The organism is Planctopirus sp. SH287 (assembly GCF_056500625.1).
In genome coordinates, this window is record NZ_CM151403.1 from 4,589,581 (window position 1) to 4,615,977 (window position 26,397).

Consider the following 26,397-nt stretch of genomic DNA (forward strand, 5'->3'; position numbering starts at 1 on the left):
GGATAGACTATCATTTTCGTCCCCCAGAGCCAAGACAATAGTCATGAAACGGACAGATCGCTGATTTTTGATTATCCTGTCGTCACATTTGTCAAAAACAGGGGAATTGACGACGCTATGGACTCACAGGCGAGAGGCACAGACAGCTTCACATTGCCGCCATGGCCCAAATTTTCAGGATGAAACCGATGACCGTAACTCCGCCCGAGGGCCTCATCGTCCGCCTGATGGATGCTCGTGACCTCAAAAAGGGTTTCCTGGAAACGCTTTCAGCACTCAGGCCGACACAACTTGATTATGAATCAGCAGTGACCGTTTTTCAGAAGCGTTTGAAAAACAAGGTTCAGACCTACGTCGCCGTGCTGGATCACAATGTGATCGGGACGGCGTCTTTAATGATTGAGCCGAAGTTTCTGCATGGCGGTAGTTCGGTAGGACATATCGAAGATGTGGCAGTCCGCCAGGCCGATCAGCATCACGGGATTGGACTGGCGTTAATGAAGCACCTCTTTCAGGTCTGTCAGGAAGCCGGCTGCTATAAGGTGATTCTCGACTGCGCCCCGGAAATCGCCCCCTTTTATGAAAAACTCGGGTTCCACCAGTGGGCATTGGGTTACCGGGTGGATCTTTCCATCCAATCCTCGTCATAACGTTGATGCCACGACATCCTTTTGTTCTTAAAGCCTGCCTGAGAAGACTCCCTCTCCCGCGTGCGGTCACCATTTCTCAGGCACCTCACCAGAATTTCCGATCAGTGGCTGAACTTGCAGAAAAAACGCACGTTTTGACCTGATCAAGACCCCATCTTGACGGAATTTCCGACTCTTGCGACAACCCCTTCTTCGGGATCATGGCGTGGGGAGGCGATATTGAGCGTTCTCCCCTGGGGGTTTGCCTCCACGTGGCTTTTCAGCAAGGATTGCTGAGTCGCGTTGCCGTCTCCTTTGTTCCTGGGGGAAGGAATCCGCCATGCGCAAGCGTCTGGCCATCGGGTTTATGTCGGTCTATTTCTCGATGCTATCCATCGGCGTGCTATCGCATATGTTCAGCGTGGGCAACGTCAGCAGCCCCCTCATGTATTACTTTGTGTGGGACATGTTCTGCGGATGGTCAGCCCACGAATATCGCTATCACTTCATTGCTGAAGGTGAAAGCGGCACTTACTACGATGTCACTCATGGCCCGTGGGGCGATGTGCAACTCTTTGGCAACATCACACGTGCGACATATGACTCCGTCGGCAACGCTTTCGGGCCGATGTCGATGAATGTCCTCAAGCACACACAGCATGAGCCAATTGAGTGCGTGCATATCATCGAAGAAGCCTGGCCGAAGAAATACAACATCCCTGACTATCTATGGGCTTCCCGCTACGAAGAACCCAAAGAGAAGAATTCGTACCACACTCGCCGCATGATTGTGAATCCTGATGGAACAGTGACGCTGGATCAGCCAAACTATCCCTCATATCTCTATGTTCAATCGGTGCATTCCAATCCCCGGTTGCAGGCCGACTTCAAACGTGGCAAGCCGTTTTACGCAGTGAATCCCGAGCATCGTCAATCGGCATATACCTATTCCAACAGCACGGACGATTCGGCAATCCAGCGCGCCAGCTACGAAAAATAGGATGGCAGGCAGCGATAACCTCCAGCCCGAAGTTTTTCTCACGACTTAATGACTTCTCGCAGGGAAACCACCCCCCGAATCTGGTGATCGTTTTCCATGTTATCTGTTGAAGGTGCAGCATGACTCCATCGCCTGAAAGCCCCGTCAATCATTCGCCAATTCGCTCATTGCGAGAAATAGCGCAGGATTGCCGAACACAACTCGATCAATTCTTTTTTGCGAAAGAATCATCGATTGGCATGGCATTGGCCCGTATAGTGATTTGTGCAACGCTGTTTATCGTAATGTCAGATCGTTGGCAGTATGCCCGCGAGATTTACTCGACAGACGGCGCCCCGGCTCCGATTGCCGTGAATTTTGGCTTCGGTGAGCTGTTCCCGATTCTGCCCCCCTCGGTCGTGACGTTTCTCTTCAGCGCCATGATGTTCGCATTCCTGGCCGCCTGCGTTGGCTGGAAGACACGCGCGTCATTAATCGTCAGCAATCTGTTGTTTATCTATTTTTGCAATATCGATTATGTAACAACTCACACAAAGTATTCAGTCATCAGCACTCATATTCTGCTGCTGCTGGCGTTCTCTGATTGTGGCAGCGTTTTTTCCGTGGACGCCTGGCTGAAGCGCCGGACACCCGCGAACCCCTGGCTGGGATGGACAATCAACGATCTCCCCAAGTCGTCGGCTTGGCCACGACGTTGCCTACAGCTTCTCATTGGTACAGTTTACTTTGGCGCAGCAGTTACAAAAATTCACACCCCGGCCTTCTTCTCGGGAGATCAGCTCCAATGGTGGATGCTGGCCGATCTGAACTATAAGCATCCTCTGGGCGCCTTTATCAGTATGTACCCGGCTGTCATCGTGGCAATGTGCTATGTCGCCGTCGTGTGGGAAATGATGTTTATCGTTCTGGCCTGGCGTGGGTTCTGGCGAATAGCATTTATTACACTCGGCGTCATCTTTCATGTCTCCACCTATTTCACTCTGGGACTGCTCTCGTTTCCTCCCGTCTGTTTTGCCTGCTATATGGCATTCATGAATGATGATGATGCTCGCTGGCTGGCTGCTGGTGCCCGTTGGGTCAGGCGAAAGCTTCCGCTGCGGCAGATGCAGGCCGCACTGATGGTGCCTTTGTCGGGCGTTTCTTCTTACTTCAATCCTCAAAAGCTTTCAGTGCTCAAACAACCGGCTGTTTGGGCAGCCGGATGTGCTTGTCTGGCACTGATGGGGATGGCTGCGGAATATCAAATGGATCGCTATGGCGTCCGGCGATCCGAAGGGCCTTATGTTCTGGAACCGATGGATCAGGCAGAGGCTCGAAAGTATCTGGCACCCGCTCCTAAGTTTCGGGAAACGGATAAATTCTTCGCTGTCGATTTGGGCACGCTACTGGTGGCGGATCAAATGGCGATCCGTAAGCAGCACTATCACAGTGGAGAAAACATGACGGTTCAGTGCCAGTTACTGCCGCCGCATGAAGATATGTATCTGGAATGTATGATTGTGGACGCCGAGGGTTTGATTGTCGGGCAGCAGGATATGGTGGCGACCCGAGAAATGAACCGCGCGAATTTCCATTGGCCCATCTGCGATACTGTGAAAGGCGGACGCCATCAGGTCGTTATCCGCTCAGCGGGTCAAGAAGTCGCCCGGCGAACATTCTTCGTTGAAGGCGAAGCTTGCCCGGTCAATAAATAACTGATTCGACCATTGGTTGAGACGGGTGAATTTTCATCAGGCTGTAAAATAGAGCAATCAGGGGCTAAATGGCTGATACAAACTCTGGTGATATCTATCCGTTTATGGTGCCTGCTGGTACATTGCGCAGGCTCCAGGCACCCTATAAAAACTGATCACCCGATTCGTTGAGTGATGATGATTTGAGCGTGATCTTGTCAATCGCTTCGACAAGTCCATCCAGCCCCTGAATCGTTTGATCCGGGCGAATGTCGGGGGATCCTTGCGGGAACAGCGCAACACGACCGCAGGATGCGAGAAACTCCCGGGCCAATTCATCGGTCGGCTGCCAGAACTTCTGCTCAAACGATGGCCACTCAATCAGTAAGGTACGTAATCCCAGGCTCTGCGCGGGGGCAATGTCGTTATCCCGGCGGTCTCCCACCATGACGGCCTCAGAGGGGCGGCATCCCGCTTTTTGAAGTGCCCACTGAAAAAACTCCGGGTCAGGTTTCGCCACACCCACTTCATCACTGATCCCGATCACATCAAAAAAACTGGCCAGCCCTCGTCGTTCCAGCGAAGGTCGGCACGAAAGCGTCTGATTGGCAATGACCCCCAGGCGATACACTCTCTTCAATTGAGTCAGCACGTCCATGACACCTGGATTCACCAGGTGAAATTCATCGTAGCGCTCGACCAGGGTTTGCGCCAGGCGGTGACTCCATGCCTGATAAGCTGTTTCGGACAACCGGGCGCGGGCAATCCGGGAGATGATCCATTGCCGCCCCAAGGCTGCTTCGGCTTCTCGATCTGCCATCAGTTCGGCAAAAGTCTGTTCGGGATGAGTTTCCCGCAGCGTTTCAAACAACGAGAGATACCCGGCAAACGCCTGCTGATCATCGTTGAACAGAACATTCCCAATGTCGAAGAAGACCCACCCTGGCATCAGGCATTTTCCTTGGCAGAAACACGTTGAAAATCGCTTCGGGCCAATTGCCACTGATGATATTTCTCTGCCAGAAATTCTCGCAGCGCCGCCTCTCCCGAGCGAAATTCCGGGGCGATATCCACCGCCCAGATTTCCACGCCATGTGTTGACAACTGAGGGATTTTTACAAGGTCTTTGACCGTTGTGACCAATTTCAAAGCCCCATGTGCGTTGGCCAGAAGGCCCAATTCATCAATCTCTGAAGGGGAGTAATGATGGTGATCCGCAAAAATCTGCATCGGGCCAAATTCCACGCCGCCCAGAGGGGCCAGCTTGTGCTTCAGCAATTGCAGAAATCCGCCGGGATTGCCAATGCCGCAAAAAGGGAGGAATTTTGATTGTGATAATTCGGAGACATCTCGCGTTTCCCCCGCCGCATTGATCAACCGTGAAGGATGGAACCCTAATTCCGCGACGGGTGTGCCTGGTGCAATAACAGACAATGTCTGATGAATGAGTTCCAGTTCTCGCCGGGAAACCACTTCGGCTCGCGTAATGAGAAACCAGTCCGCCCGCTGCAGCGCCGATAGTGACTCCCGCAACATTCCTCGCGGCAACAGGTAGCCATAGCCAAACGGACGCGTGGCGTCGATGACCACCAGATTCACCTGACGTACCAGTTGGCGGTGCTGCATCGCGTCATCCAGCACCATCGCCGGAGGGTTCTGTGAGCCGTTTCTTTTTTCTTGAGACATCCACTCATTGGCAATTTTCGCACGCTCCCGCCCTTGCAGATGAGGGACAAGAGGGCAGATCAGGTCGAGCACCCGCTTTTCATCGTTGGTGCCGTCATCGCCCGAACGGTAACCACGACTGACGATCGCCAGGGGAACGTCCGGGCCAACAACATTTCGTAAGGCATGAATCACCCAACCCACGAGCGGCGTCTTTCCCGTTCCTCCCGTGGTGATGTTACCCACGCTGATCACAAAGGCATCTAACCGGCGCGATTGGAGCCAACCTTTGTCATAGGCCAGGTTCCGCGTGGCGATCACGCCACGATAACCCCAACTGGCCACATAAGTGACACCGCGCAGCATCCCGGCCAGGATCGATCGATCCCCACCTGATTGCACCGCGTGAATCCATGGAAGGTTCATTGGCCAAACACCAAACAGAGACAACCAGAAGCAGTGGCCTCGAGAGATTTACAACTCATGCCTGCTGATCCGCTTTCCAGAAATTAACTGTTCTGAATCGACAGATTAAGCAAAGAGTGGTGAACAGGCCAACGAGCCTGCGAACATACTCAATAACCTGTCAGGCCCTTGCGACCTGTCATGACAGAGTGGTCGTACCACTGTCTTGTGGTCATCGGGCACATTTGGGAACGCCAGGTGCCCATCCACTCCCACATCAGGTGAGCAGTCGTTCATCGCCAGTAGGAACGGTCGAGTGCCCGGTAATTAATCGCTTCAGACAGATGGTGAGCCTCGATCTGGGTGGCTCCTTCCAGATCCGCAATCGTCCGGCTGATTCTCAGCACTTTGTCATGGGCGCGAGCAGAGAGGCCCATCGACTCCATCGCATGCTTGAGCAACATCTCGGCATCGCTTTTCAATTGACAGTATTTTCTCAACTGCTGAGGTGCTAACCGGGCATTCAAAGGCTGACCACCCGATTTGGCACGTTCCTGCTGAATTTCGCGGGCTTTCAGAACGTCTCGCCGCATTTGCTCGCTTGATGTTCCCATTTGAGTGTCCGACAGATCTCGAAAGGGAACGGGTGGCACTTCAATATGGATATCCAGCCGATCCAGCAGTGGCCCGCTGATTTTCCCGAGATAACGCTCGACCTGAATGGGTGTGCAATTGCACGATTTTCTGGGATCACCCCGATAGCCGCACGGACAAGGATTCATAGCGGCCACCAGCATGATACTGGCGGGAAACGTGAGGCTCGCCAGGGCACGCGAAATAGTCACCCGTCCTTCTTCCAAAGGCTGACGCAGCACCTCCAGCGTCTTGCGGTTGAATTCGGGAAGCTCATCCAGAAACAGCACGCCATGATGCGATAGCGAAAGTTCGCCCGGTGATGGCACACTGCCGCCGCCAACCAGTCCCGCTTCGCTGATCGTGTGGTGAGGCGTCCGAAAAGGACGTTGCATCAGCAGCGGTTGCCCAGGCTGCAATCGTCCTACCGAGCTATAAATACGCGTTGTCTCCAGGCTTTCATCCGGAGAGAGCTGCGGCAGAATCGTAGCCAACCGGGAGGCCAGCAGCGTCTTCCCTGTTCCCGGACTACCAATCATCAACAAATGGTGTCCACCGGCGGCAGCAACAACCACCGCCCGCTTGGCACTTTCCTGACCTTTAACATCGCTATAATCGACCGAATAACCACCGAACTCGCGAGTCGCTTCCGCCCACGAGAACGGAACAGGTTCAATCGGCAACTGACCTGAAAGAAAACCCGCTGCTTCAGCCAGCGAACCCACGGGAATGACATCCACTCCTTCGACAACAGCGGCTTCCTGAACGTTGGCCACGGGGACAATCAAACCCCGGCAACCACGCTCGCGGCAAGACAGCGCCATCGACAGCACTCCCTTCACCGGACGAAGCGAGCCATCGAGCGCCAGTTCTCCCACAGCGTCATATTGATCCAGCAGATCCGAGCCTAACTGGCCACTGGCGACCAGCATTCCCAGCGCAATGGGCAGGTCAAATGAAGCGGCATCTTTGGGAAGATCGGCGGGGGAAAGATTGATCACCACATGATCGACAGGGCGTGAATAACCGCTGTTCACGAGCGCGCGTTCAATGCGATGAATACTTTCCCGCACTGCGGCTTCTGCCAATCCGACCAGCGTGGTTTTTGGGAGAGCCCCTGCAGAAATATCGACTTCAACATCAACAGAAACCGCATCAATTCCCAGAAGCGAATAGGTCTTCAGCCGTGCCAGCATATCCCCATTTCCCCATCAATTTCGCTGGCCATCACTGGGACAACCCACAGCCCAGATCTCTCTCAACGCCACTGACAACAAACCCCATATTGCTCATGCGAACAGTATTGCCATCGTGAGGCGATACAATCAACGCTGAAACGAGAAATGAGGTGCGGGAGTGAAAGACTACCCATAAACTGGGAAGCACTCGTGGAGCTTCCCTTCTGATTTGACAGGTTAAACAAAGAATGGTGAGCAGGCCAACGAGCCTGCGGACAGGCTCAACCACCTGTCAGAACCGAGTGGTCGTACCACAAGATAGGACGTGGGCGACCAGGAATACTGTGAAACTGAGTAAACATCGCAGTGGCAAGGAAATACCATGAATTGGAAGGAGTGGGATTATGCGGCGGTCATCAATGCGGCCGAAGTCATCATTTGGAGTGGAATGGCTGCCGTTGTTCTGATGCGGCCGTTGATTCCTGACCTGAGCGGCGAAAAAACTCTTCGCGTGTGGCTGGCGATGGGGCTTTTGGCGTTCGGGGCATCAGATGCAGTTGAGATCTGGTCTGGTGCGTGGTGGCGACCTTGGTGGCTTCTGATCTGGAAAATCATCTGCATTGTGCTGATATCTACACTTGGCACAATGCTCTTCTTGCAAGGCCGGAAAGCCTTATTGAGTGAAGATGAGAATCCAGAGAATCAAAGCTTGAAATAGCATCCTGCCTGCCATCTCCAACACATGGTCATAACCTGCCTTCTCAACTCAGGCTTGAAAGTATTGATCAATCCCATCGTAGAACAACCGTTGAGTGCGTTTGGCAAATAACGGCGCAGAGTGCGATAGTGATGATGTTCATTAACTGCCCAGCATGGCGCAATCGCCCTGGATGTAAGGGGCGCCGAGATAATGACGAGTTCTTCTCAAACGGCCTGCCCAGCCCACCAAATGCTTACTTCCCCAAACGATCGTAAGTCTATGTATCTATTGTAAGCCGGCCGCAGTCACGGTGGATTTCCCAAGCGCTGAGGAAGCTCCCTGTGGTGACGAGGTGTCGGCGGGTCTGGTCAACAGTTTGGGGACATCGGCGTGCTCAAAGAACCCATAATTGGGTTTCTCGTGCTTCTTGAGAGCCTCTTCGATCGACTCTCCCTTCCCAAACGAAAGGAATCCGGGAATGTTATTGCCCGAGACTTGCCATACGTCCTGACCATTCCAGAGAAACTTCAGTTGGCTGACATAGGACTGGACTGTGTATTCCTTGGCATTCCACGACGGCTCGTTGTCGTCGTCCCTGAACCGGACTTGGAACTCCCCTTGGCGGAAAACGGGTTTGACCCTTTGGTCTGGAAAGGATTCTCTCCGGAGCTTTTCGCCAGATCCTGCGCGATTTTGCGATCGGATGGGCTTAACTTGGAAAGGTCAATTTCGATCTCGTCACCATTCGTCTGTTGCAATGTGACTTGCGTCCCTTCCAGTGACACAAATTTGGCTTGAATTTTGAACTTTCCTGTGGTGTCCGTCCAGGTTCGGCTTTCCTGAGCCTGAGCATCTGGAAGCAAATTCAGAAGGCAAATGCCTGACACCCACACTGCCATCGCGAAGTGGCGTCCGGTCAATGAAAACCGACGCAATGTCAACGACGCCGCGGGCATCACAGCAAAACTGGCGAAGTGGGACATGATTCACCCTTTTACCAATACGGCATAGAAGAAATGTCAATGAATGCGGCTAGAAACACAGGCAAGTTGTGAGACCTGGTTCAATAAAGTCAGAAATCGTGAATGACCTAGCTTTGGAAATCTTCTCAAATCATCCATCAAATGCAAGAGGCCTCATCGAAGTTCGCTGATATGGCATATTGCCCCCTTCTTGGGAATTTCCCACGGACTTTAGTCTCCAGGCGTTACTCGATAGAAGGCTCTCTCACAAAGCGACAAAGACCAGTCTTCATCACGACTTCATATTTCAACTTATAGTCATGAAAGACTGACAACTCGCCAAAAATGCGTTGGCTTACCCGAGATATGAACGATGAGACTTTCGTTATCGCACCATTTGCTACCGATTGCGCTGGTTGTTGTGAGTGGAGTTGCGGCTTATCTCACAGGGTTATTCGTCGATTTCACTTATGATGGCGTCGTGTTGATTAAAGACAATCCTGTCCTGAGGCAGCTTTGGCCTCCGGACTATCTTTGGAAATACACACGGCCATTGAGCTTTTTCAGCTTCGCGTTAAATCATTTTCTGTTTGGCCCAGGCTCTCTCAGCTATATTGTCATTAATATCATTATCCATCTCTCGACAGCGATTGTTTTATACGTGCTGGTACGAGTCGTTTGCGAATCATCACCACGAATTGGTCGTCGTGAGGCCAACTGGCCAGCGAAAGTGGCTTTAGTTAGCAGCCTGCTTTGGGTCGTCCATCCCTTGAACTCACAAGCAGTGGCCTATATTTACCAACGGCAGGAGTCGTTAGCGGGACTGTTCTTTATCGGGGCACTGCTGGCATTTTCATTTGGAGTCATCCGGGCAAGACAAGTATGGTTCATTTTGTCAATCATCAGTTGTGCTGCGGGGATGCTTACCAAAGAAGTGGTGGTGACGGCACCTTTTTGTATCCTCTGGCTTGATCTGGCAGTGCTGTCAAATCATCCCAGGGAAGTGCTTAAACGCTGGTACTGGCATTTAGGGTTATGGTTGACTCTGGGGATTCTTGCTGCGGTGATGGCTTCTCATGCCGGAGAGTACGCCACTGGTGGAATTGGTGAAGTGCAGGGAGTCTCTCGCTGGCAATACTTCCGCTCACAGCCTTTCTCTGTCGCGCGGTATATATGGCTCTGGGTCTTCCCCCATGGCCAATGTGCCGACGCGTTGATGATGCCGGTTAATGATCCCTGGTCTTACTGGCCGGCATTGGCGGTTGCGTTGATCGGATTCGTAACCATTGTCGTCTTGATCTTTAAACGCCCGGCGTGGGGATTCCTCCTCGGAGTTGGGTTCGTTGTTCTGTCCCCGACCAGTTCGATGATCCCCATCCAGGATCTCTATTTCGAGCATCGCATGTACATCCCCAGTATGGCACTGGCGGTGTTAAGTGCCGTGCTGATCATTCGGGGAATTCGCTTATTAAAAACGGTCTCTCAATGGCCATTAACAGGCCTGGTGGGGATGATTCTGATACTCCTGATTACGACGACAAACTTGCGCAATCAGGTCTACTGGAGCGAAGAAGTATTCTGGCAGGATGCTCTGGAGAAATCGCCCGGTAACGGACGCGCTATGGGAAACTATGCCCTGGCTCTTGTGACTCGAGCGAAAAACCTTACTGACAGCCAAGAGAAGCAAGAAATATTCGACCAGGCCGTCGTATTAGCAGAAAAATCGACCCGCAGTCGCGGCCAGAATGCTCTCGCCTTTCGCAACCTCGCTTATGTACTCCGGGAAGCTGGCCGAAAACAGGAGGGAGTTAAATATTTAACAATGGCCCGAATTCTAGAATCACCCTATTCTCAAAACGAGCTGATTGATATCGGAAACTCTTATCGAAACGATTTGCCGGAAATCTCGCTGTTCTGCTATGAACGTGCGGCAAAGTTGCCGCCGCCATCAAGCGAAATATTTAATAACCTGGGAATTGTTACTCAGGAGGTAGAAAAGGACTATTTAAAGGCTGAGACTTACTTCCAAAAAGCGATCACAATCAACCCGCGAAACGCCAATGCTCACAATAGCTATGGCAATCTTCTTGTCCGCACGAAACGCTACTCCCAAGCAATCGTTGCTTATGAGATGGCCTTGAAAATCAATCCGCAACTCCACACCGCCATAAAGAACCGGGTCGTGGCGACCAACTTGCAGAAGAAAGCAGCACAAGGTCGAACCGGTCAATAAGCGGATCAGCGCGAACGACGACCTCATTTCAAGTTGTCGCCCCGGATTCTCTCTCCTGAAAATCTGGATGGCTGACTGCTGGTGGCTTCAGGCCTGTTTCCAGGTCAGAGCGCCCGCGCCTGTCCGTCATTGGCCCTGAAAAGTCCGGGTTTTTACTCTGCCAGAACGCTACACTTTCGGAGTATGCGCCTTAGTAGCCTGCCACGAAGGAAATTCCATCTTGTCAGGTGATGTGTGCGCTGAAAAGCTTTGATTCTCGGCGAATTGCAGGTTCAGGTTTTTGGCTCAGGAGTGACGAGATGGTTGAGAGTGGGTTGCCTCATCCACGAAGCAAGCTTTGGCGAACACGGCTTTCGTGGCATCGGCCGGTGGATGAATTGGCCCCCCTCCTCGATACAGCGGCGCTGCTGGCCGACAAACCCCCTATCGAACAGATCACGCCATTCGGCGAACATATTTTAATCGAAGACCACCTTTATGTGCTGCACCGCGATGGCACAACCACTTTTCGATACCACCTGGTGGCGATGCCATGGTCAAGCGAGGCGCTGGCCAATTGGGATGAATTTCATCGCTGGTACCATCCCCGGCAATCCCGCATCAAGTTCGCAAGAAGCGTCCTCTATACCCCTGAGGGGACAGCGCAAAAACAGAAAGTTCAGCACCAGACCGATGCCGCTGGAAACCATTTTCTGCATTTGAACTTTAAGCCCTTGCGCCCCGGTGTCGCGGTGGATCTGGTGGAGCAGGTGGATCAATTCAAGCTCAGTGAATTTGGCCCGTGTTTTTGGGGGCAATACTTTCTGCGGACGGGTGCTCCCTGCCGCCGCCGTCGATTGACGATAGCGGCAGCGGCACCATTTCATTGCCAGTTTGCCCTGCACCACGAGGCTGCTGCGCCGACGTCATTTCAAAAAGGAGGCTACCAGGTTCTTCAGTGGGATTTGCATGATACGCCAGGGATCTCTAACGACTTTCTGCCGCCGGGGAGAGAACATCTGCCGTGGGTCGACTTCAGTACGCTCCCTTCGTGGAACCCTGTCTACCGGTTCATTTCCAAGGAACTGACACTCGACACGATCCACCATGACTCGCTGAAAGAACTGGTGGGCCGGCTGACAAAATCTTCGCATTCCCCTCGAGAGAAACTGCTGGCGATTCATCAGCATGTCTCGAACGAAATTCGCTACGGACGACCTCCTGCCGAACTTAACAACCACCGCGTTCGCGCACCGGGTGAGATTCTGCAAGAACTTCGTGGCGACTGTAAGGACAAGTCGGCATTGATGGTCGGAATGTTGCGGGAAGTGGGAATTCCAGCGGAAATGGTGGTGCTGACAACAGCCAATGAAGGCCGGGGGGACTACCTGCCCGCACCCCGTTTCAATCATGCCGTTGTTCGGACAGAGTTGGATGGCAGCGAGGTGTGGATTGATCCTGCGGCGGGGCCGTTCACTTTGGGTGATGTCCCCTGGAACATACAGGGGGTTCAAGCCATGGTCATGGGGAAGCAACCACCTCAATTGCTCACCACGCCACCATCTCGGCCCAGCGAACATTCCATCAAACGGCGATACCGAGGTTCCATCGGCTCAGACGGTTCTTTGAATATCGAAGCGCGAGCAACAATGAGAGGCGAACTCGCGGCCCAGATTCGCTCGATAACCTGTGATGCTTCGCCTGAAGACCGCTTTCATTTCTGGTTGCAGAATGTGACAGCGGACATGCCAGGGGCCAGCCTGGATCAACTGGAATTTTCAGGCCTGCAGGATTTGGGGCAGCCAGTCAAAGTGAGCTACCGCATTCAAATTCCGCATTGGGCCAAGAAAACTAAAGACATCATGATTGGACGGCTTCCCTGGGGATGGGCTTTTGAATTAACCGGAGTGCTGGCCGCTCGGGAGCGGCAGTTCCCCATGTTACTCTCGCGGGTGATGAGCACCAGCGAACGCTTTGAACTGGAACTTCCCGAAGGGGTGCGACCCTACGGCTTACCGTTCAAGCGGGATTTGTCGTCACACTGGATTGATTTTCACTGCCGGTTGGCCATGAAACAGGGAAAACTGATCGCGACGCGCCGTGTGAGTTACGAAGGCTCGCTGATTCCCGCCAAAGATTATCCGGCACACCGAGCACTTTGCCTTGAAGCGTCGCATGCCGACACTCTGGATTTGATCCTCATGAGGCGGCGGAGCAAAGACGCCTGAAAAATGCCTTCCACAAAAGCTAATTACCCGGCGGTGTGTTTCTGAAAAAGGGAGCGATGGATCGCCAGAGTGTCGAAAATCCCTGACGCAGCCCGCTCCACAGCCATTGGGTCGCTTGACGAAGATTTGAACCAACCGCTGAACGATCGTAAGCGACAAGATCCACCAGCAGCACGGCAATGCCAGCCCCCAGCATCATTTTCCACAGCGGGGTATCTCCTGCCATGTATTCAATCAGCTTGATGATAAAGTCGGTTGCCGCGATGGCCAGCATCACAAAGCCTGCCGACTGGAGCGGCCGTTGCCGGATGGGATCGTTCATCGGACTCCTTTCAAGTGAAAGCCAACACGATGAGTCTGTCGGTTTACGCTGGCGGTGTCACTCCAACAATCGTGTCAGGTGCTGAATTCTCATGTCGGGAGGAAGTTGGCCGCATCTTTATTTCTTCTGGGGGCGATGGCTCACCCTTTCGGATTGCCCAGACGCGTTTGTTTGGTCGCTTCGCTGAGTGGGGGTCGCTATCTTTTGAAGAATGATCTTTGTCCGAATTCTGTTGGCGTTCAGGTGATGATGTCGAAAACGCTACTTCAATATCTGCAGATGCTGGATGATCCTGCGCGTCGTTGGCCTGCTCCACCGAAACGAGAAGAGATTAAAGCCGCACCGACACTTAAATCGTTGCCTGGGATCAAGCTGGTTGTTTGGGATCCTTATGGCACGCTGATCCGGATTGCTGACGGTCAGGTCGAACAGGTTGTTCCGCTCATGTTGCGGATGGAAGTGGCTCTCGATAAGACGCTCAAAGAATTCAACATGTGGAACAGCATGACGCGCAAGCCCGGCGCGCCATGGGAATATCTGTGGCAGATTTATCAGAAGATTGTGGAAGACAGCCGCTTGCAGGCGCGTGTCAAACGGGGCGAAATTCCCGAATTGAACACGGCCTCATTGTGGCGGAAAGTGCTTGCCAAACTGGAGCAGAAATCTTACTCGTACGATGAATCGCTCTATGGCGACCTGGACGAACTGAGCCTGAAGATCGCGTGGTTCTTTCAGGCGTCTTTACAAGGCTGGGAAGTCACTTCCGATGCGGCACAGGCTCTTGAACTGACAAATATCTCCCAGACGCTGGCAGGCGATGGCCAGCCATTTACCTTCGACCAGCTTTCACTGGGATTGATTCGTCGGTCAGTTTCAGCAACGAGGCTCAAAGAGAACCTCGGTCAACTTTCGTGGCAGGTGGGCTACCGGTCAACGGCGGAATCTTTCTGGACAAAATATGCTGAAACTCTGGCAACCGCTGGGTTCGCGGCGGAAAACGTGGCGGTGATCAGTTGCCGGATGCCAGTGCTCATCGCAGCAAAAACTGCCAGAATGAAAACAATTCTTTATGCTTCAGAGAAGTTGGGCCTAGCCGCGACGACGGAAGATCTGCGGGATCCCGTGAAGAAACCCGAACGACTCTTGACGAATCCCCGCCAGATTCTGGACATTATCACCTGATTTGACATAGTCTGTCAGCTTGAGCGACCAACCGGGTTTCGGGTGGCACGCATGTGGTCTCTTCTGTTCTTCCGAAATTGTGAGTTTCGATATGCCTGCGCCGTCCATCTACAGTATGGATCTGGTTAACTTTGATCAGCCAGTGTTCAACCTCGATCAAATCCGTGAAATCAATCCTCAGCGGTTTGAGATGGAGCAACTCACAGCCATTCTGCATGTCGATACCGAAAACCACGGCATTATTGGCTACAAAGAAGTCACGGATCAGGAATTCTGGGTGCGGGGTCACATGCCCGGTTTCCCGCTCATGCCCGGCGTGATTCTCTGCGAGTGTGCGGCGCAGCTGGCTGGTTTTTACGCCCGAAAATACCGTCTGCTGGATGGCGATTTTCTGGGCTTTGGCGGTATGAACGAAGTCCGCTTCCGCGCCCCCGTCGTTCCCGGCGACCGCTTGCTGATCATGGCCAAGTTGACGCGCCTGCGCCAGGGCAAACGTGCAGAATTCGACTTCCAGGGATTTGTCGGCCAACGCATGGTTTACAGCGGCCAAATGATTGGTGTCCCCATCGAGAAAGACCCCGCTGGCGGCGGCAATGATGCCATCGCTTAATGTCTTAACACGTCGCAACTCCTGCTGGCATAATCTATTATGTCTTGGTTTCCCGCCGGCAGCAGCCCGTGTTTGATCACTGCTTTTCCGATTCCCGGTGTGGGCCTCCTGCTGGGAATCGGATTTTTTATTCATCCGGGGAGAAATCCTGGCTCAGAAGTCTGGAGTCAGATACCGTTTTTCCCACAATGAGGGTGATTCGATGATTTTCGATGGCACGTGGACTCTTCGTGCCAATCCCTCGCAGACAGATTGATATGCCGGCAAACATGAATGACTTTTCGCTCGACATGACTTTTGATGACGATGACGCAGCCGGGGGGCGTGGTCAACGCGGTCAAATTGACCTGCGACCATGGTTCCAAACATTGGAGGATGTCGGCCCGACGCTCGACCCGGCCACATTCTTCGAGCAGCCAGCACCACTGGAACTGGATATTGGCTGCGGCCGCGGCCTGTTCATGTTCAAGTCATCAACAACCAGGCCTGACACCAACTTTCTTGGGTTAGAACTTGATTTCAAAGAGGGTCGCCGGGCGGCCCGTCGGTTGGAACGCCGCAAACAGCCCAACGCCCGGATTGTGGGTGGCGATGCCCGCGAAGTCCTCCTCAAGAAGTTGCCTGCCCATTCGGTGACAGCTGCGCACGTTTACTTCCCCGATCCCTGGTGGAAGAAAAAGCATATGCGGCGGCGGTTGTTCACAGATCAATTCGTGGAACTTCTCAGCCGCGTGGTGATGCACGGCGGTCATGTTCATTCGTGGACAGATGTGGAAGATTATTTTGTCGTGATCCAGGGCCTGATGGATCACCACCCGGACTTCGAGAAGCTGCCTCCGCCTCCCGAACAGGAAGCCGCCAGCGACGATGATTACCACACCAGCTTTGAACGCCGCAAACGACAAGACGGCTGGATCATCCACCGCGGCCTCTGGCGCCGTAAATAGCGACCGCGAAGCCCTTGCAGGGACGATAACTCTATTTCCAATGTGGTCGTGGGTTCACATTGCTTGATTATTCTGGCGAATATTGCCGTCCCTCTTGGTAGACTTTGCCGAGGCCGCCAAGTCGTCGCATTCCCGGAACTTGTTCCCGTCGATAGAATCCATGCAAACGGTATGTTTCCGTACTGGGGCGGGAAGGCGTGAATCGAGAGAACCTCGCTCTTGATCTTTGTGTCAGCCGCATGCCCCGTGTTTTTCATAACTGGATGATCAGGCTCAGTCTGCCATGCGTAACGAATCTGAAGTTCCCGTCTCCGATTCCGCTTTTTCAATCCCTGTGGCAGATCGGCTGAAGCGATTGCCGCCCTATCTCTTTGGGCGGATTAATAAGCTCAAGTATCAGAAGCGTCAGGCGGGGATTGATGTGATCGATCTGGGCATGGGCAACCCCACAGATCCGCCGGATCCACTGATTACCGATAAGATGAAGGAGTCGCTCGCCGATCCCCGCAATCACCGGTATTCGGTCGCTAACGGCATCAGCAACCTGCGTAAGGAAGTCGCCGCTCGTTACCATCGCATTTACGGCGCCCGCCTGAATCCGGACGATGAAGTCATCGCCTGCCTGGGATCAAAAGAAGGCTTCAGCCATATGTGCCTGGCGCTGATGGGGCCAGGTGACACCGCCATTGTCCCGGCACCGACCTTCCCGATTCATGCCTATTCGGTCATGCTCGCCGGCGGCAACGTGATTCAGCTTGATGTTCGCGAGCCACATAAGTTCCTCGAAAACGTGGCTTACACCTGCGAACACCTTTTTCCCAAGCCGAAACTGGTGATTGTCAATTTCCCGCATAACCCCTCGGGAACCTGCATCGAGCAAAGCTTCTTCGATGAACTGGTGGCGCTGGCCAAGAAGTACAAGTTCCTCGTTATCAGCGATTTTGCCTATGCCGACATCTGCTACGACGGCTACAAGGCCCCCAGCTTCCTTTCCACCCCCGGTGCCATCGACGTGGGTGTCGAACTGACCACCATGTCCAAGGGCTTCAGCATGGCGGGCTGGCGGATCGGCTTTTGCTGCGGCAACCGCGAGATGGTGCGTGCTCTCGCCACCATTAAAGGTTACTACGACTATGGTATTTTCCAGTCGATTCAGATTGCCGCCATCGTTGCCATGCGTCATTGCGAGTCGGCTGTGGAAAGCATTGCCAAGGAATATGAGCACCGCCGCGATGCTCTGGTCGATGGCCTGACGCGCCTTGGCTGGGAAATCGAACGTCCTTCAGCCGGGATGTTTGTCTGGGCTAAGATCCCCGAGCCTTGGGCACAAATGGGATCCATCGATTTCTCGATGAAGCTGCTCGATGAAGCCGGCGTCGCAGTTTCACCCGGCCGTGGATTCGGCGAAGAAGGCGAAGGCTATCTGCGTCTGGCTCTTGTCGAAAACTCACAGCGTTTGCGCCAAGCTGTCCGAGCCATCGGCAAATGCCTCAAGCCCGAAGGCGCCGCCACGGTTTAATGAGTGATCCCTTTATGAGTGATCCCGTGCGATAGTTCAGTCATGATCATCAGGAACCCGGCTTTGCCTGCTGCAATTGCCGGGTTCCTTCTTTGTGGAATGCCAGAGACATGACAGATGTTTCTCTCAGCCACCGATTCGCCACTCTGGCTGATATTGAATCGCTGCGGGCATTGATGGACGCCGCGATTTTCGAGTTGCAAAAACCCTTTCTCGATCAGGATCAAATCCAGTCCAGCCGCACGATCATGGGCTTGGATACCCAATTGATCGAAGATGGAACCTATTTCCTCGTCGAAGCCGAGGGGCAAGTTGCTGGTTGCGGAGGGTGGAGTCGCCGGGCAACGCTTTATGGAGGTGACCAGACGCCCGGTCGCAGCGCAGAACTCCTTGATCCTCGATGCGATTCTGCCAGGATCAGAGCCATGTACACACACCCGAACTTTACTCGCAGAGGGGTCGGTCGGCTGATCCTCTCCCTCTGTGAAAAAGCGGCCAAAGACGAGGGATTCACGAAAGCCGAACTCATGGCAACAATGGCCGGCGAACCCCTCTATCTTGCATGTGGTTATCGATCCATTGAACGCATTGAAGATGAACGGGGTGGCGCCGCTGTCCCGATGCTTCGCATGGGAAAAGAATTGGCATAACGCCCCGGCTTTTCTATGGGACACTCAGAGCTTGCCCAAGAAAACGCCCTCTCCCGCTTGCGCATTGGTATCTACACATCTGATACGCGATCAGAAGCGTTAGGTGTTCAGCGTTCCTTTGGAGGATGGGACGCCGGTTTGGCGAGGATCGACGGCAACCGCTTGACGCAGCGCGCGGGCGGTTCCCTTAAAAATCGCTTCGCTGATGTGATGGCTGTTGGTGCCGTGATGCAGTACCAGATGGAGATTCATCAAGCCATTAGCAGCAACGGCTTGCCAGAACTCTTCCACCAGCTCCGTATCGAAACTGCCAATTTTCTCCGTGGGAAATTCCACTTTATAGATAAACTTCATCCGGCCCGAGAGATCCAGCGCCGAAGTGACCAGCGTCTCTTCCATGGGCAATGTCATGCTGCCATACCGTGTGATGCCGGCCTTATCTCCAATCGCTTCCAGCAGCGCTTTCCCCAGGCAGATGCCGATATCTTCGGTAGAGTGATGGTCATCAATGTGGGTGTCCCCTTGGCAGGTGACTTCCAGATCAAACAGTCCATGCTTGGCAAACAGCGTGAGCATGTGATCGAGAAATCCCACGCCGGTGGCAATTTTGGCGATGCCGCTGCCATCAAGATTGATGGCCAGCTTGATCCTGGTTTCAAAGGTATTCCGTTCAATCCGAGCCGTTCGGGGAGCAGGCATAAGAGTTTTCCAGAGCCAAAGATTTGCGTCAGACAATTCCAGTGGGCCTGCATTCTTCATGATGGCCGATTTTTGGCAGAGAAGCCGCTCATTCAGAAATCGGGCAGGTGTTTTCGTTGGACACTATACCGTTTTCAGGAAACAAACGAGGGGTCTCACGAAAAACAGAGAACGGCCATCGATCCGTCAAAGGACATCTGGAATTGTCTGCCAGGCACCTCTTGCCGCACAGGATTTCTGCTGGCAGGTGACTGATTATTTCCAGGAGGCGTTATAATTCAAAGTTCTCACACATTCCCCAAACTGCTCGTTTGTGACTCTGCACCATTGAGGCGCCGAGCTTCAGAGGACTCAAGATGATCCGGCCAACAACTTGCCCCATTTGTAATAAGGTCGCCCAACAAGCCACCGTAAACGCCTATTTCCCGTTCTGTAGTGAACGATGCAAAGTGGTCGATTTTTCTCGTTGGTGGGACGGTAAATACCAGATTGTCGATGATCTTGACGAAGATCAGCTTCTGGAAATCGAGGCGCAGAAGCGTCTTGAGGGAGAGGACACGGGCGATGATTAAGTTCGCTTCCAATCGACAAAGATCGCCGGGTTCCCCCGATCAACCAGAGATTTCATCACAGAAAGTTTATTGAACTGGTGTCGAGGGACTGATCGGCTCCTGGGCAGTTGCTAAAATGAAGCGTGTCCGCGAATTTTCCCCACGAACCACCTGTTCACTTCTGGCCAAGCGACTAACTGATGCCCACCCCTTCCTCGAATTGGAGCCGGATTGCGAAACATTCCTCCGCGCTTCACTTCCACCTGTTGGGGATGGTTGATTTCGATTCGGGCCAGCGTTTGCAAGAACAACTGCTCGAAGAATTACTGGCCCGCGACGACACCAAGGGCTATGCCCTCTTTTGCGAACATCCCGCCACCGTGACGATTGGTCGGCAGGGGAGCCAGGCCGATATTCTCGCAGATCCTGTCGAATTCACCTCGCGGGAAATGCCTGTTCAATGGATCAATCGCCCCGGCGGAACCTGGGTGCATACTCCGGGACAACTGGCCGCTTACATCCTGCTGCCGATTGACCGTAAAGGCTGGTCACTGCTGGAGTACCGTACGCGGCTGGAACAGGCGCTGATTGCGATGACCAATGAGCTGAAAGCTCCTGGATTATCACATCCTCAATCACCGGGACTGGCAGGCCGCAGCGGGCAATATGCCTTCATTGGAGCCGGTTGCCGTAGGGGGATAACCCATCAAGGAGTGTTCATTAACGTGGCCATTCCCCCGCCAGCCTTGCGGTTGGTCGATTGGGGAACACATGATGGACGTGTCTCGACACTGGCAGCACATCGCCGCGCGCCGGTCACCATTGCATCCGTTCGTGAAACTTTTGTTCGCCACTTGGCAGCCGCACTCGACTATCCCCGCTATCATTTGACGACCGGACATCCTCTGCTCCGGCGAACCGTCAGGAAAGTTTATGTCTTCACCCAACCTGCTGCCCATTCTGCCTAGCGGCTGTGAAACGCCTGCCAGCGCCGGAGTTCCCTCCTCCTGTGGATCAACAGCCAGTCCTCACTTGGAACTGGCCACCACACCCACACGCTTGCGATTGCCCAAGTGGCTCAAGCGACCTTTGCCGCAAGCGGGCATGCAATACACTTCGGACGTCATCTCTGATCTTCGCCTGGAAACGGTTTGCGACAGCGCCAAGTGCCCTAATCGCACGGAATGCTGGTCATCGAAAACAGCGACGTTCATGGTGCTGGGCAACGTCTGCACCCGGCCCTGCGGCTTCTGCTCTGTCCCTCGTGGTAAGACGGAAGTCGTCCAGATTGATGAACCCGGCCGCGTGGCCGAAGCTGCCGCCCGGTTGGGCCTCAAGCATGTGGTGATCACGTCGGTAACGCGTGATGATCTTCCTGATGGCGGCGCCAATCACTTCTATGAGTGCATTCTTGCGGTGAGAGAACGCACCGGTGCTCAAGTCGAGGTGCTCACACCCGATTTTAAGGGGAACCGGGCCGCGATTTCCCGCGTGATTGAAGCTCGACCTGATGTCTTTAATCACAACACGGAGACCGTTCCCCGGCTGTATCACCGCGTTCGCCGCAATGCCGAATACCAGAGAACTCTGAACCTGCTGGCTCAGGTCAAAGAAGAAGCCCCCGCCATGTTGACCAAAACGGGCCTGATGCTTGGCCTGGGGGAAACACGTGATGAACTGCTGGAAGTGTTGTCAGATCTCCGTGCCGTCGATTGTGACATGCTGACGCTGGGCCAGTACCTCCAGCCGACTCCCGACATGCTGCCCGTCGAGCGATATGTCCCTCCCGAAGAATTTGATGAACTGGGCGAACTGGCTCGTGGCCTGGGCTTTTCCATGGTCGCCAGTGGGCCGTTTGTCCGTTCCAGCTACCATGCCGGGGAAATGGCCGAACATGCGGCTAAGTAAAGAAATAGATAAACAATAGTGAAATATAAAACGCCAGCAAGGCCTTCTCGCGCATGATGAGAAGGCCTTGCTGGCGTTTATGTAATGTCAACCTTATGGAGTCAGTTCCAGTTTGATATCCGTATTCCCCTTCTCTCCGATTTCAACGGTGAGGGGTGTTTTCTTGGGGTCTGTATATTTAGCCGGGATGAGCGAAACTGGCTTTGTCTCCTTCGCCATCGGTGAGTCATGGCTGGCGGGTGTTGCAGGGGCATCGGGGACAGGTGCGTTCTTTGTGACAGTCACACGATAAGTACCGGGAACGGCACCGGGATCGGGGGCGAAGGCTTTCGCGTCAAAATGTCCCGACGAATCAGTTGCGCTGGAGGCTGCTGTTCCACCTGTTTGTGGCACGAAAACGACAATCGCACCAGCAAGCGGCTCACCTTTGAAGGTCACGACACCTGAAGCGGGAGCGGTTTTAGGTCGCTGTGCTTTCAGCTTGTCTGTTTCGCTGCCGCAACCCAGACAGCAGGCCAGGGCCAGACAGCCGATAATTGGAAGATGACGCATGTCGAGCCTTTTTCGCCATAACAGATTGAACAATAGAGACAGAATCGTCGTTGACTATGAATATCGATCAACGACGCTTGGTAAATTTTGTCGGAACTTTATGCACCCTGCGGGGTTTGAAATCTTATATATTCCATCTTCCGGTAGGGTGCATGCCCATGCACCAATTTCAAATATGCGGCGGTGAACGCCCTAGATATCTATTGACGTTTGCTGGTGCATTTCGTCGGAACTCCATGCACCCTACTAATTAATAACTACTAACTAAAACTCACCGACTGTTTCGCCACCGGCGCGCGATCCCAATCCCCCCCAGACACCGAAAGGCGATGCGCCACCGTCGTTAATTCCGGCCCAGGCAGCGGATTGATCACCAGTATTGATGTTCTCGCTCACAAACCTGACAGCCCCGTCGGTCATCAGGCAGTGAACACCACCCGTATGGCGGCTGCTGGCGGTATTGACGGTGGCATTCCAGTGGCCAATCGTGGAATTGTCGGAGCAGGATGGGCCATTCGGTGCCAGAGCTGTTGTGAAACCGGAATGGAAGCCGGCTCCATCGCCCCAGCGGAAGCCCCAGGCGACATCAGAACCCCATCCCCCGCCAGGATAGGTGCGGGTGCTGCGGTCAAACATGGCATTGCAAGCGGCGGGATTGGTCACGCCCCCTGGACTGCCAATTTTCCCCAGCGTATTGGCTCCTGTGGCGCGAACACCTTCTGACATGGCGATGGTGTTGCTGGCGCCATCCAAAGCATCACGAATGCCATAACAAATGAGTGAACCAAACATACCGCGAGAGCGAACTACGATCGGTGTTGTTGAACTACCGTTTCCGCCCGAGGATGTGACGCTGTCACCGCTGCAGAAACTGTAATTATACCGTCCGGTCATGCTGCTGTTAGGCGGTGCCCCCAACGGATCCGAGGGGCACAATAAAGCAGGCAGATCCTTCATCCAGTAACCGCCGGTTGTCCACGGTGTTTCCGTCCCGGACTGAATCTGCTGGAAGAGCGGGGTCTGATCCAGATAAGGCAGCAGGCTGACAAACCCGCTGAGTCGGGTTCGCATTCCACCGGAAGTAGGTGTTCCCGAACCGGTCTGCCGGGGGGCAAACACACCAAAAGTGTCGTGGTAATTGTGCAGAGCCAACCCCAGCTGTTTGAGATTGTTTTTGCACTGCGTCCGACGGGCCGCCTCGCGGGCTTGTTGGACAGCGGGCAGCAAAAGAGCAATCAAAATCGCAATGATGGCAATCACCACCAATAACTCAATCAATGTAAACCCGCGGGTCTTGCGTCGAATAGAAGGAGTCATTTGAGAGTCCTGGGCAGGAAAATTGAAAAAAACTGAAAGGCCAGCAGGTGGAATCACCTATCGAAGAGAGGCCAATAGTGATCGTATCGACCGACTCCTATTCGTCAATTTCTAATATCCCAAGTCACCGGAATTTGACAAAAATATGCTGAAATTGTTGAAAAACTTGTGAATCACGATCTATGGATTGAGTTTCTTTGCGCGCCAGGAGATGTGGGTGAGGGGATACGACTCAACAAGTCGAAGGAAGGCTGGCCAATGGAATGAGAAGCGGCTCAGGAAAGTCGAGCAATCTGTCTCTGCGACATAACAAGGCAGCCTTCGCCCGCAAGGCGAGCATATTCATCTGTGAAGCGGATCACTTCACCAGAAAACACTGCGAGAAAAATCGTCTGAGGCTGTGCAGCACAGGTGAAAGATCGATTTCTTGGCGAGTTGCCGACAGAATGGGCATTCCGTTTGCGGTTCGATGAGTCACTTCGTGGTAATTCAGGGGAAATTCGTCATCACCCACAAGCATGATGGCGAGTTGGCCGTTAGACTGCCCGCACTGTCCTGCCAATTCAGGTGGGATCGTTCAGGCGGAATGAGATCCTCGACCTCTGATCTCTCCATTCACAGTTTTAGTCACTTCAGTTCACGAGGATGAGTGGTTCATGGCCAAGTCATTTCGGGACAAGCTTTTCGCGCTAGCACGTAATTATTGGTGGTGCTGGCAACCAGACGTCACGTCGATTTTCCGCGATCTGGATGCATCCAAGTGGCGAGAATTGGATCACAATCCAGTCCTCCTGCTGGAAGGCATGACCGAAGATCAGCTGGAAGAACGTGCCCGTGAGTCGGTACTGCATTCCCGCGTGAATTACGCCTATCGTCGCTGCGAAGAGTACCTTCACGACAAGAACACCTGGGGTGCCCTCAACGCCGGGATTCTGGGGCAAAAGCCTGTCGCTTACTTTTCCGCAGAGTTCGGAATTCACGAGTCACTTCCGAATTATTCCGGTGGTCTGGGTGTGCTCGCTGGCGACCATTTGAAGAGTGCTTCTGATCTGGGCGTGCCACTGGTCGCTGTGGGTCTGCTCTATAACGAAGGCTACTTCTCTCAGCAAATTGATGAGACCGGCTGGCAGCGTGAAATCTACGATCCTGTCTCCAATCATCGACTCCCGATTCAGAAGGCCAAGGGGCTGGATGGAAAGGACGTGATTGTTCAGGTTGAGACCCGCACGGGTTCCATCTTTGCACAGGCCTGGCAAGTCAATGTCGGTCGCGTCCGCTTGTTCCTGCTCGATACCAATATCGAACAGAACACCCCGGAAGACCGCCGTCTGACCGCCCGGCTCTATGGCGGTGATGTCCGCATCCGCATCCGACAGGAAGTCATTCTCGGGATCGGCGGCGTCCGCGCGTTGGCCCAGATGGGCATCGTTCCCAACGTCGTCCATATGAACGAAGGTCACTCGGCTTTCGCCACCCTCGAACTGATTCGCCAGCGCATGGTCGACGATGGCATGACTTTCGTCGACGCCATGCGTGAAACCACCGAAATGTGCGTCTTCACCACGCACACGCCGGTGCCCGCCGGGCACGACCGTTTCGGTTACGACATGATCGATGAGCACCTCGGGCCAACGGCCGATCAATTGGGCATCGGCACTGTCGGTCTGATCGGCATGGGGCGCGTCAATGCCTCTGATCCCAACGAGCCATTCACGATGACCGTGCTGGCATTCCGATGCAGTCGGCGTGCGAACGGTGTGTCGGCTCTGCACGGCATTGTCAGCCGACGTATGTGGGGTGGACTCTGGCCGAACAAAGCCGAGCATGAACTGCCGATTGGTCACATCACGAACGGTGTGCACCTTTCGACATGGCTGGCTCCGCAATTGGCAGAAGTCTACAACCGCGTGCTGCCTCCCGACTGGAAGACAACCAGCGGGGAAGCCGACACCTGGAAGAACTTTGAAAGCATTTCCAGCGGCGAGTTCTGGGAAGCTCACGAAGCGCTCAAGCAGCGACTCATTGCCATGGTTCGCCGTCGCATGATCACTCGTGCTCAGCGGTTGAATCAAAGCAAAAAAGAGTTGGCAGAGCTGGAAACGCTGCTCAACCCCGAAGCCTTGACCATCGGCTTTGCCCGACGATTCGCCCCTTACAAACGAGCCGATCTGGTGCTGAAAGATGTTCAGCAACTGGCCAGCATCGTGGCCGATTCCGAGCGGCCGGTGCAACTGGTGTTTGCGGGTAAGAGCCATCCGGCTGACGACTTCGGTAAGGGGATTCTTCAGCGAATCTTCAAGATGTCGCAAGACCCTGCTTTCAAGGGCAAGGTGGTGCTTGTCGAGAACTACGATATGAATCTGGCTCGCCATCTGGTTCAGGGGGTCGATGTCTGGTTGAACAACCCGCGTCGTCCTCTGGAAGCCTCGGGCACCAGCGGCCAGAAGGTGGTGCTCAACGGCGGCCTCAACTGTTCGATTCTCGATGGTTGGTGGGCAGAAGCCTATGATGGCCTGAACGGGTTTGCCATTGGCAATGGACGTATCCATTCCAATCAGGAAATCCAGGACGAACGCGACGCCAAGGCTTTGATGAAAGTGCTGCAAGAGGAAGTCATTCCTCTGTTCTACGACCGTGACGAACACGGCCAGCCGCACCATTGGATCAAGGCCATGAAACGTTCCGTTCGCACATTGGGATGGCGCTTTAATAGCGACCGCCAGGTGATGGATTATGTCCTCAAGGGCTATATCCCTGCCGCTGGTGGCGAATACTGCGATATGGATCGCTTCGCCTGATCCGATTTGCTCTTCATGTTCCTGTGAATGCAGGATCAATCACACTTCAGATGCCGC

At 53.8% G+C, this 26,397-nt stretch carries 23 protein-coding genes; 15 read left to right on the top strand and 8 right to left on the bottom strand.

Annotated features, from left to right (window positions below; genetic code table 11):
• Positions 1 to 188 precede the first annotated feature (188 nt).
• The 3 genes from SH287x_RS16990 to SH287x_RS17000 all read left to right on the top strand — a co-directional run bounded on the left by SH287x_RS16990 (position 189) and on the right by SH287x_RS17000 (position 3,323).
• Positions 189 to 650 (top strand): GNAT family N-acetyltransferase, encoded by a 462-nt coding sequence (locus tag SH287x_RS16990; RefSeq protein ID WP_479515575.1) that lies wholly within the window; start codon positions 189 to 191, stop codon positions 648 to 650.
• 319 nt (positions 651 to 969) lie between these two features.
• On the top strand, positions 970 to 1,629 hold the full coding sequence (locus SH287x_RS16995; RefSeq protein WP_479515576.1) for a hypothetical protein: 660 nt from the start codon (positions 970 to 972) through the stop codon (positions 1,627 to 1,629).
• 119 nt (positions 1,630 to 1,748) lie between these two features.
• Positions 1,749 to 3,323 carry an HTTM domain-containing protein gene (locus SH287x_RS17000; protein WP_479515577.1) on the top strand — a complete coding sequence of 525 codons (1,575 nt, stop codon included), beginning with the start codon at positions 1,749 to 1,751 and terminating at the stop codon, positions 3,321 to 3,323.
• A gap of 142 nt (positions 3,324 to 3,465) precedes the next feature.
• Here SH287x_RS17000 and SH287x_RS17005 read toward each other — a convergent pair whose 3' ends face one another.
• From SH287x_RS17005 to SH287x_RS17015, 3 genes are all read right to left on the bottom strand, one after another.
• Entirely contained in the window at positions 3,466 to 4,251 is a 786-nt protein-coding gene (locus tag SH287x_RS17005; protein WP_479515578.1) for an HAD family hydrolase, read from the bottom strand.
• Positions 4,251 to 5,369 (bottom strand): tetraacyldisaccharide 4'-kinase, encoded by a 1,119-nt coding sequence (lpxK, locus tag SH287x_RS17010; protein WP_479515579.1) that lies wholly within the window; start codon positions 5,367 to 5,369, stop codon positions 4,251 to 4,253. Before lpxK ends, SH287x_RS17005 begins: the two co-directional genes overlap by 1 nt.
• A gap of 296 nt (positions 5,370 to 5,665) precedes the next feature.
• The gene (locus tag SH287x_RS17015; RefSeq protein WP_479515580.1) at positions 5,666 to 7,201 is read right to left on the bottom strand and encodes a YifB family Mg chelatase-like AAA ATPase; all 1,536 of its coding nucleotides are present in this window, start codon (positions 7,199 to 7,201) and stop codon (positions 5,666 to 5,668) included.
• 430 nt (positions 7,202 to 7,631) lie between these two features.
• Between SH287x_RS17015 and SH287x_RS17020 the strand changes: the two genes are divergently transcribed.
• Positions 7,632 to 7,901, top strand: a complete 270-nt coding sequence (locus tag SH287x_RS17020) for a hypothetical protein (RefSeq protein ID WP_479515581.1) — start codon at positions 7,632 to 7,634, stop codon at positions 7,899 to 7,901.
• 509 nt (positions 7,902 to 8,410) lie between these two features.
• On the opposite strand, the gene SH287x_RS17025 is transcribed toward SH287x_RS17020, so the two are convergent.
• Positions 8,411 to 8,866 carry an SHD1 domain-containing protein gene (locus SH287x_RS17025; RefSeq protein WP_479515582.1) on the bottom strand — a complete coding sequence of 152 codons (456 nt, stop codon included), beginning with the start codon at positions 8,864 to 8,866 and terminating at the stop codon, positions 8,411 to 8,413.
• 352 nt (positions 8,867 to 9,218) lie between these two features.
• Between SH287x_RS17025 and SH287x_RS17030 the strand changes: the two genes are divergently transcribed.
• Entirely contained in the window at positions 9,219 to 11,078 is a 1,860-nt protein-coding gene (locus SH287x_RS17030) for a tetratricopeptide repeat protein (protein WP_479515583.1), read from the top strand.
• 299 nt (positions 11,079 to 11,377) lie between these two features.
• Positions 11,378 to 13,285, top strand: a complete 1,908-nt coding sequence (locus SH287x_RS17035) for a transglutaminase domain-containing protein (RefSeq protein ID WP_479515584.1) — start codon at positions 11,378 to 11,380, stop codon at positions 13,283 to 13,285.
• 19 nt (positions 13,286 to 13,304) lie between these two features.
• Here SH287x_RS17035 and SH287x_RS17040 read toward each other — a convergent pair whose 3' ends face one another.
• Positions 13,305 to 13,607, bottom strand: a complete 303-nt coding sequence (locus tag SH287x_RS17040) for a hypothetical protein (protein ID WP_479515585.1) — start codon at positions 13,605 to 13,607, stop codon at positions 13,305 to 13,307.
• A 105-nt stretch (positions 13,608 to 13,712) separates the two neighbouring features.
• Here SH287x_RS17040 and SH287x_RS17045 point away from each other — a divergent pair, with 105 nt between their 5' ends.
• The 5 genes from SH287x_RS17045 to SH287x_RS17065 all read left to right on the top strand — a co-directional run bounded on the left by SH287x_RS17045 (position 13,713) and on the right by SH287x_RS17065 (position 18,515).
• Positions 13,713 to 14,789: a hypothetical protein gene (locus SH287x_RS17045; protein WP_479515586.1), complete on the top strand. Its 1,077-nt coding sequence runs from the start codon at positions 13,713 to 13,715 to the stop codon at positions 14,787 to 14,789.
• 91 nt (positions 14,790 to 14,880) lie between these two features.
• Positions 14,881 to 15,399 carry a 3-hydroxyacyl-ACP dehydratase FabZ family protein gene (locus SH287x_RS17050; protein WP_479515587.1) on the top strand — a complete coding sequence of 173 codons (519 nt, stop codon included), beginning with the start codon at positions 14,881 to 14,883 and terminating at the stop codon, positions 15,397 to 15,399.
• A gap of 212 nt (positions 15,400 to 15,611) precedes the next feature.
• The gene (gene trmB, locus SH287x_RS17055; protein WP_479515588.1) at positions 15,612 to 16,346 is read left to right on the top strand and encodes a tRNA (guanine(46)-N(7))-methyltransferase TrmB; all 735 of its coding nucleotides are present in this window, start codon (positions 15,612 to 15,614) and stop codon (positions 16,344 to 16,346) included.
• Positions 16,347 to 16,629: 283 nt separating this feature from the next.
• The gene (locus SH287x_RS17060) at positions 16,630 to 17,865 is read left to right on the top strand and encodes an aminotransferase class I/II-fold pyridoxal phosphate-dependent enzyme (protein WP_479515589.1); all 1,236 of its coding nucleotides are present in this window, start codon (positions 16,630 to 16,632) and stop codon (positions 17,863 to 17,865) included.
• 110 nt (positions 17,866 to 17,975) lie between these two features.
• Positions 17,976 to 18,515: a GNAT family N-acetyltransferase gene (locus SH287x_RS17065; protein WP_479515590.1), complete on the top strand. Its 540-nt coding sequence runs from the start codon at positions 17,976 to 17,978 to the stop codon at positions 18,513 to 18,515.
• Positions 18,516 to 18,614: 99 nt separating this feature from the next.
• On the opposite strand, the gene hisB is transcribed toward SH287x_RS17065, so the two are convergent.
• On the bottom strand, positions 18,615 to 19,214 hold the full coding sequence (hisB, locus tag SH287x_RS17070; RefSeq protein ID WP_479515591.1) for an imidazoleglycerol-phosphate dehydratase HisB: 600 nt from the start codon (positions 19,212 to 19,214) through the stop codon (positions 18,615 to 18,617).
• 356 nt (positions 19,215 to 19,570) lie between these two features.
• On the opposite strand from hisB, the gene SH287x_RS17075 reads away from it, so the two are divergent.
• The 3 genes from SH287x_RS17075 to lipA all read left to right on the top strand — a co-directional run bounded on the left by SH287x_RS17075 (position 19,571) and on the right by lipA (position 21,673).
• Positions 19,571 to 19,786, top strand: coding sequence for a DNA gyrase inhibitor YacG (locus SH287x_RS17075; RefSeq protein ID WP_479515592.1), 216 nt, complete (start codon positions 19,571 to 19,573; stop codon positions 19,784 to 19,786).
• 179 nt (positions 19,787 to 19,965) lie between these two features.
• Positions 19,966 to 20,733: a lipoyl(octanoyl) transferase LipB gene (locus SH287x_RS17080; protein WP_479515593.1), complete on the top strand. Its 768-nt coding sequence runs from the start codon at positions 19,966 to 19,968 to the stop codon at positions 20,731 to 20,733.
• Complete coding sequence (gene lipA, locus SH287x_RS17085) at positions 20,699 to 21,673, top strand: lipoyl synthase (RefSeq protein ID WP_479515594.1); 975 nt, start codon at positions 20,699 to 20,701, stop codon at positions 21,671 to 21,673. The genes SH287x_RS17080 and lipA overlap by 35 nt, the downstream gene beginning before the upstream one ends.
• Before the next feature lie 93 nt (positions 21,674 to 21,766).
• Here the strand turns inward: lipA and SH287x_RS17090 are convergent, their stop codons facing one another.
• Together SH287x_RS17090 and SH287x_RS17095 are read right to left on the bottom strand one after the other, a co-directional pair.
• A complete protein-coding gene (locus SH287x_RS17090) occupies positions 21,767 to 22,225 on the bottom strand; it encodes a carboxypeptidase-like regulatory domain-containing protein (RefSeq protein ID WP_479515595.1) in 459 nt (152 codons plus the stop codon).
• Positions 22,226 to 22,489: 264 nt separating this feature from the next.
• On the bottom strand, positions 22,490 to 23,542 hold the full coding sequence (locus SH287x_RS17095; RefSeq protein ID WP_479515596.1) for a DUF1559 domain-containing protein: 1,053 nt from the start codon (positions 23,540 to 23,542) through the stop codon (positions 22,490 to 22,492).
• Between the two features lie 656 nt (positions 23,543 to 24,198).
• Between SH287x_RS17095 and glgP the strand changes: the two genes are divergently transcribed.
• Entirely contained in the window at positions 24,199 to 26,340 is a 2,142-nt protein-coding gene (gene glgP, locus SH287x_RS17100; protein ID WP_479515597.1) for an alpha-glucan family phosphorylase, read from the top strand.
• The last annotated feature ends 57 nt before the right edge of the window (positions 26,341 to 26,397 follow it).

What these genes read in the sequence shown, in the direction of transcription:
- glgP (WP_479515597.1), top strand. Translation starts at nt 24,199, where the DNA reads ATGGCCAAGTCATTTCGGGACAAGCTTTTCGCGCTAGCACGTAATTAT.
- SH287x_RS17060 (WP_479515589.1), top strand. Translation starts at nt 16,630, where the DNA reads ATGCGTAACGAATCTGAAGTTCCCGTCTCCGATTCCGCTTTTTCAATC.
- SH287x_RS17015 (WP_479515580.1), bottom strand. Translation starts at nt 7,201, where the DNA reads ATGCTGGCACGGCTGAAGACCTATTCGCTTCTGGGAATTGATGCGGTT.
- SH287x_RS17000 (WP_479515577.1), top strand. Translation starts at nt 1,749, where the DNA reads ATGACTCCATCGCCTGAAAGCCCCGTCAATCATTCGCCAATTCGCTCA.
- SH287x_RS17025 (WP_479515582.1), bottom strand. Translation starts at nt 8,866, where the DNA reads ATGTCCCACTTCGCCAGTTTTGCTGTGATGCCCGCGGCGTCGTTGACA.
- SH287x_RS17020 (WP_479515581.1), top strand. Translation starts at nt 7,632, where the DNA reads ATGGCTGCCGTTGTTCTGATGCGGCCGTTGATTCCTGACCTGAGCGGC.
- SH287x_RS17035 (WP_479515584.1), top strand. Translation starts at nt 11,378, where the DNA reads ATGGTTGAGAGTGGGTTGCCTCATCCACGAAGCAAGCTTTGGCGAACA.
- SH287x_RS16990 (WP_479515575.1), top strand. Translation starts at nt 189, where the DNA reads ATGACCGTAACTCCGCCCGAGGGCCTCATCGTCCGCCTGATGGATGCT.
- SH287x_RS17065 (WP_479515590.1), top strand. Translation starts at nt 17,976, where the DNA reads ATGACAGATGTTTCTCTCAGCCACCGATTCGCCACTCTGGCTGATATT.
- SH287x_RS17030 (WP_479515583.1), top strand. Translation starts at nt 9,219, where the DNA reads ATGAGACTTTCGTTATCGCACCATTTGCTACCGATTGCGCTGGTTGTT.
- SH287x_RS17090 (WP_479515595.1), bottom strand. Translation starts at nt 22,225, where the DNA reads ATGCGTCATCTTCCAATTATCGGCTGTCTGGCCCTGGCCTGCTGTCTG.
- SH287x_RS17075 (WP_479515592.1), top strand. Translation starts at nt 19,571, where the DNA reads ATGATCCGGCCAACAACTTGCCCCATTTGTAATAAGGTCGCCCAACAA.
- lipA (WP_479515594.1), top strand. Translation starts at nt 20,699, where the DNA reads ATGTCTTCACCCAACCTGCTGCCCATTCTGCCTAGCGGCTGTGAAACG.
- SH287x_RS17095 (WP_479515596.1), bottom strand. Translation starts at nt 23,542, where the DNA reads ATGACTCCTTCTATTCGACGCAAGACCCGCGGGTTTACATTGATTGAG.
- SH287x_RS17050 (WP_479515587.1), top strand. Translation starts at nt 14,881, where the DNA reads ATGCCTGCGCCGTCCATCTACAGTATGGATCTGGTTAACTTTGATCAG.
- SH287x_RS16995 (WP_479515576.1), top strand. Translation starts at nt 970, where the DNA reads ATGCGCAAGCGTCTGGCCATCGGGTTTATGTCGGTCTATTTCTCGATG.
- SH287x_RS17005 (WP_479515578.1), bottom strand. Translation starts at nt 4,251, where the DNA reads ATGCCAGGGTGGGTCTTCTTCGACATTGGGAATGTTCTGTTCAACGAT.
- hisB (WP_479515591.1), bottom strand. Translation starts at nt 19,214, where the DNA reads ATGCCTGCTCCCCGAACGGCTCGGATTGAACGGAATACCTTTGAAACC.
- trmB (WP_479515588.1), top strand. Translation starts at nt 15,612, where the DNA reads ATGGCACGTGGACTCTTCGTGCCAATCCCTCGCAGACAGATTGATATG.
- SH287x_RS17040 (WP_479515585.1), bottom strand. Translation starts at nt 13,607, where the DNA reads ATGAACGATCCCATCCGGCAACGGCCGCTCCAGTCGGCAGGCTTTGTG.
- SH287x_RS17080 (WP_479515593.1), top strand. Translation starts at nt 19,966, where the DNA reads ATGCCCACCCCTTCCTCGAATTGGAGCCGGATTGCGAAACATTCCTCC.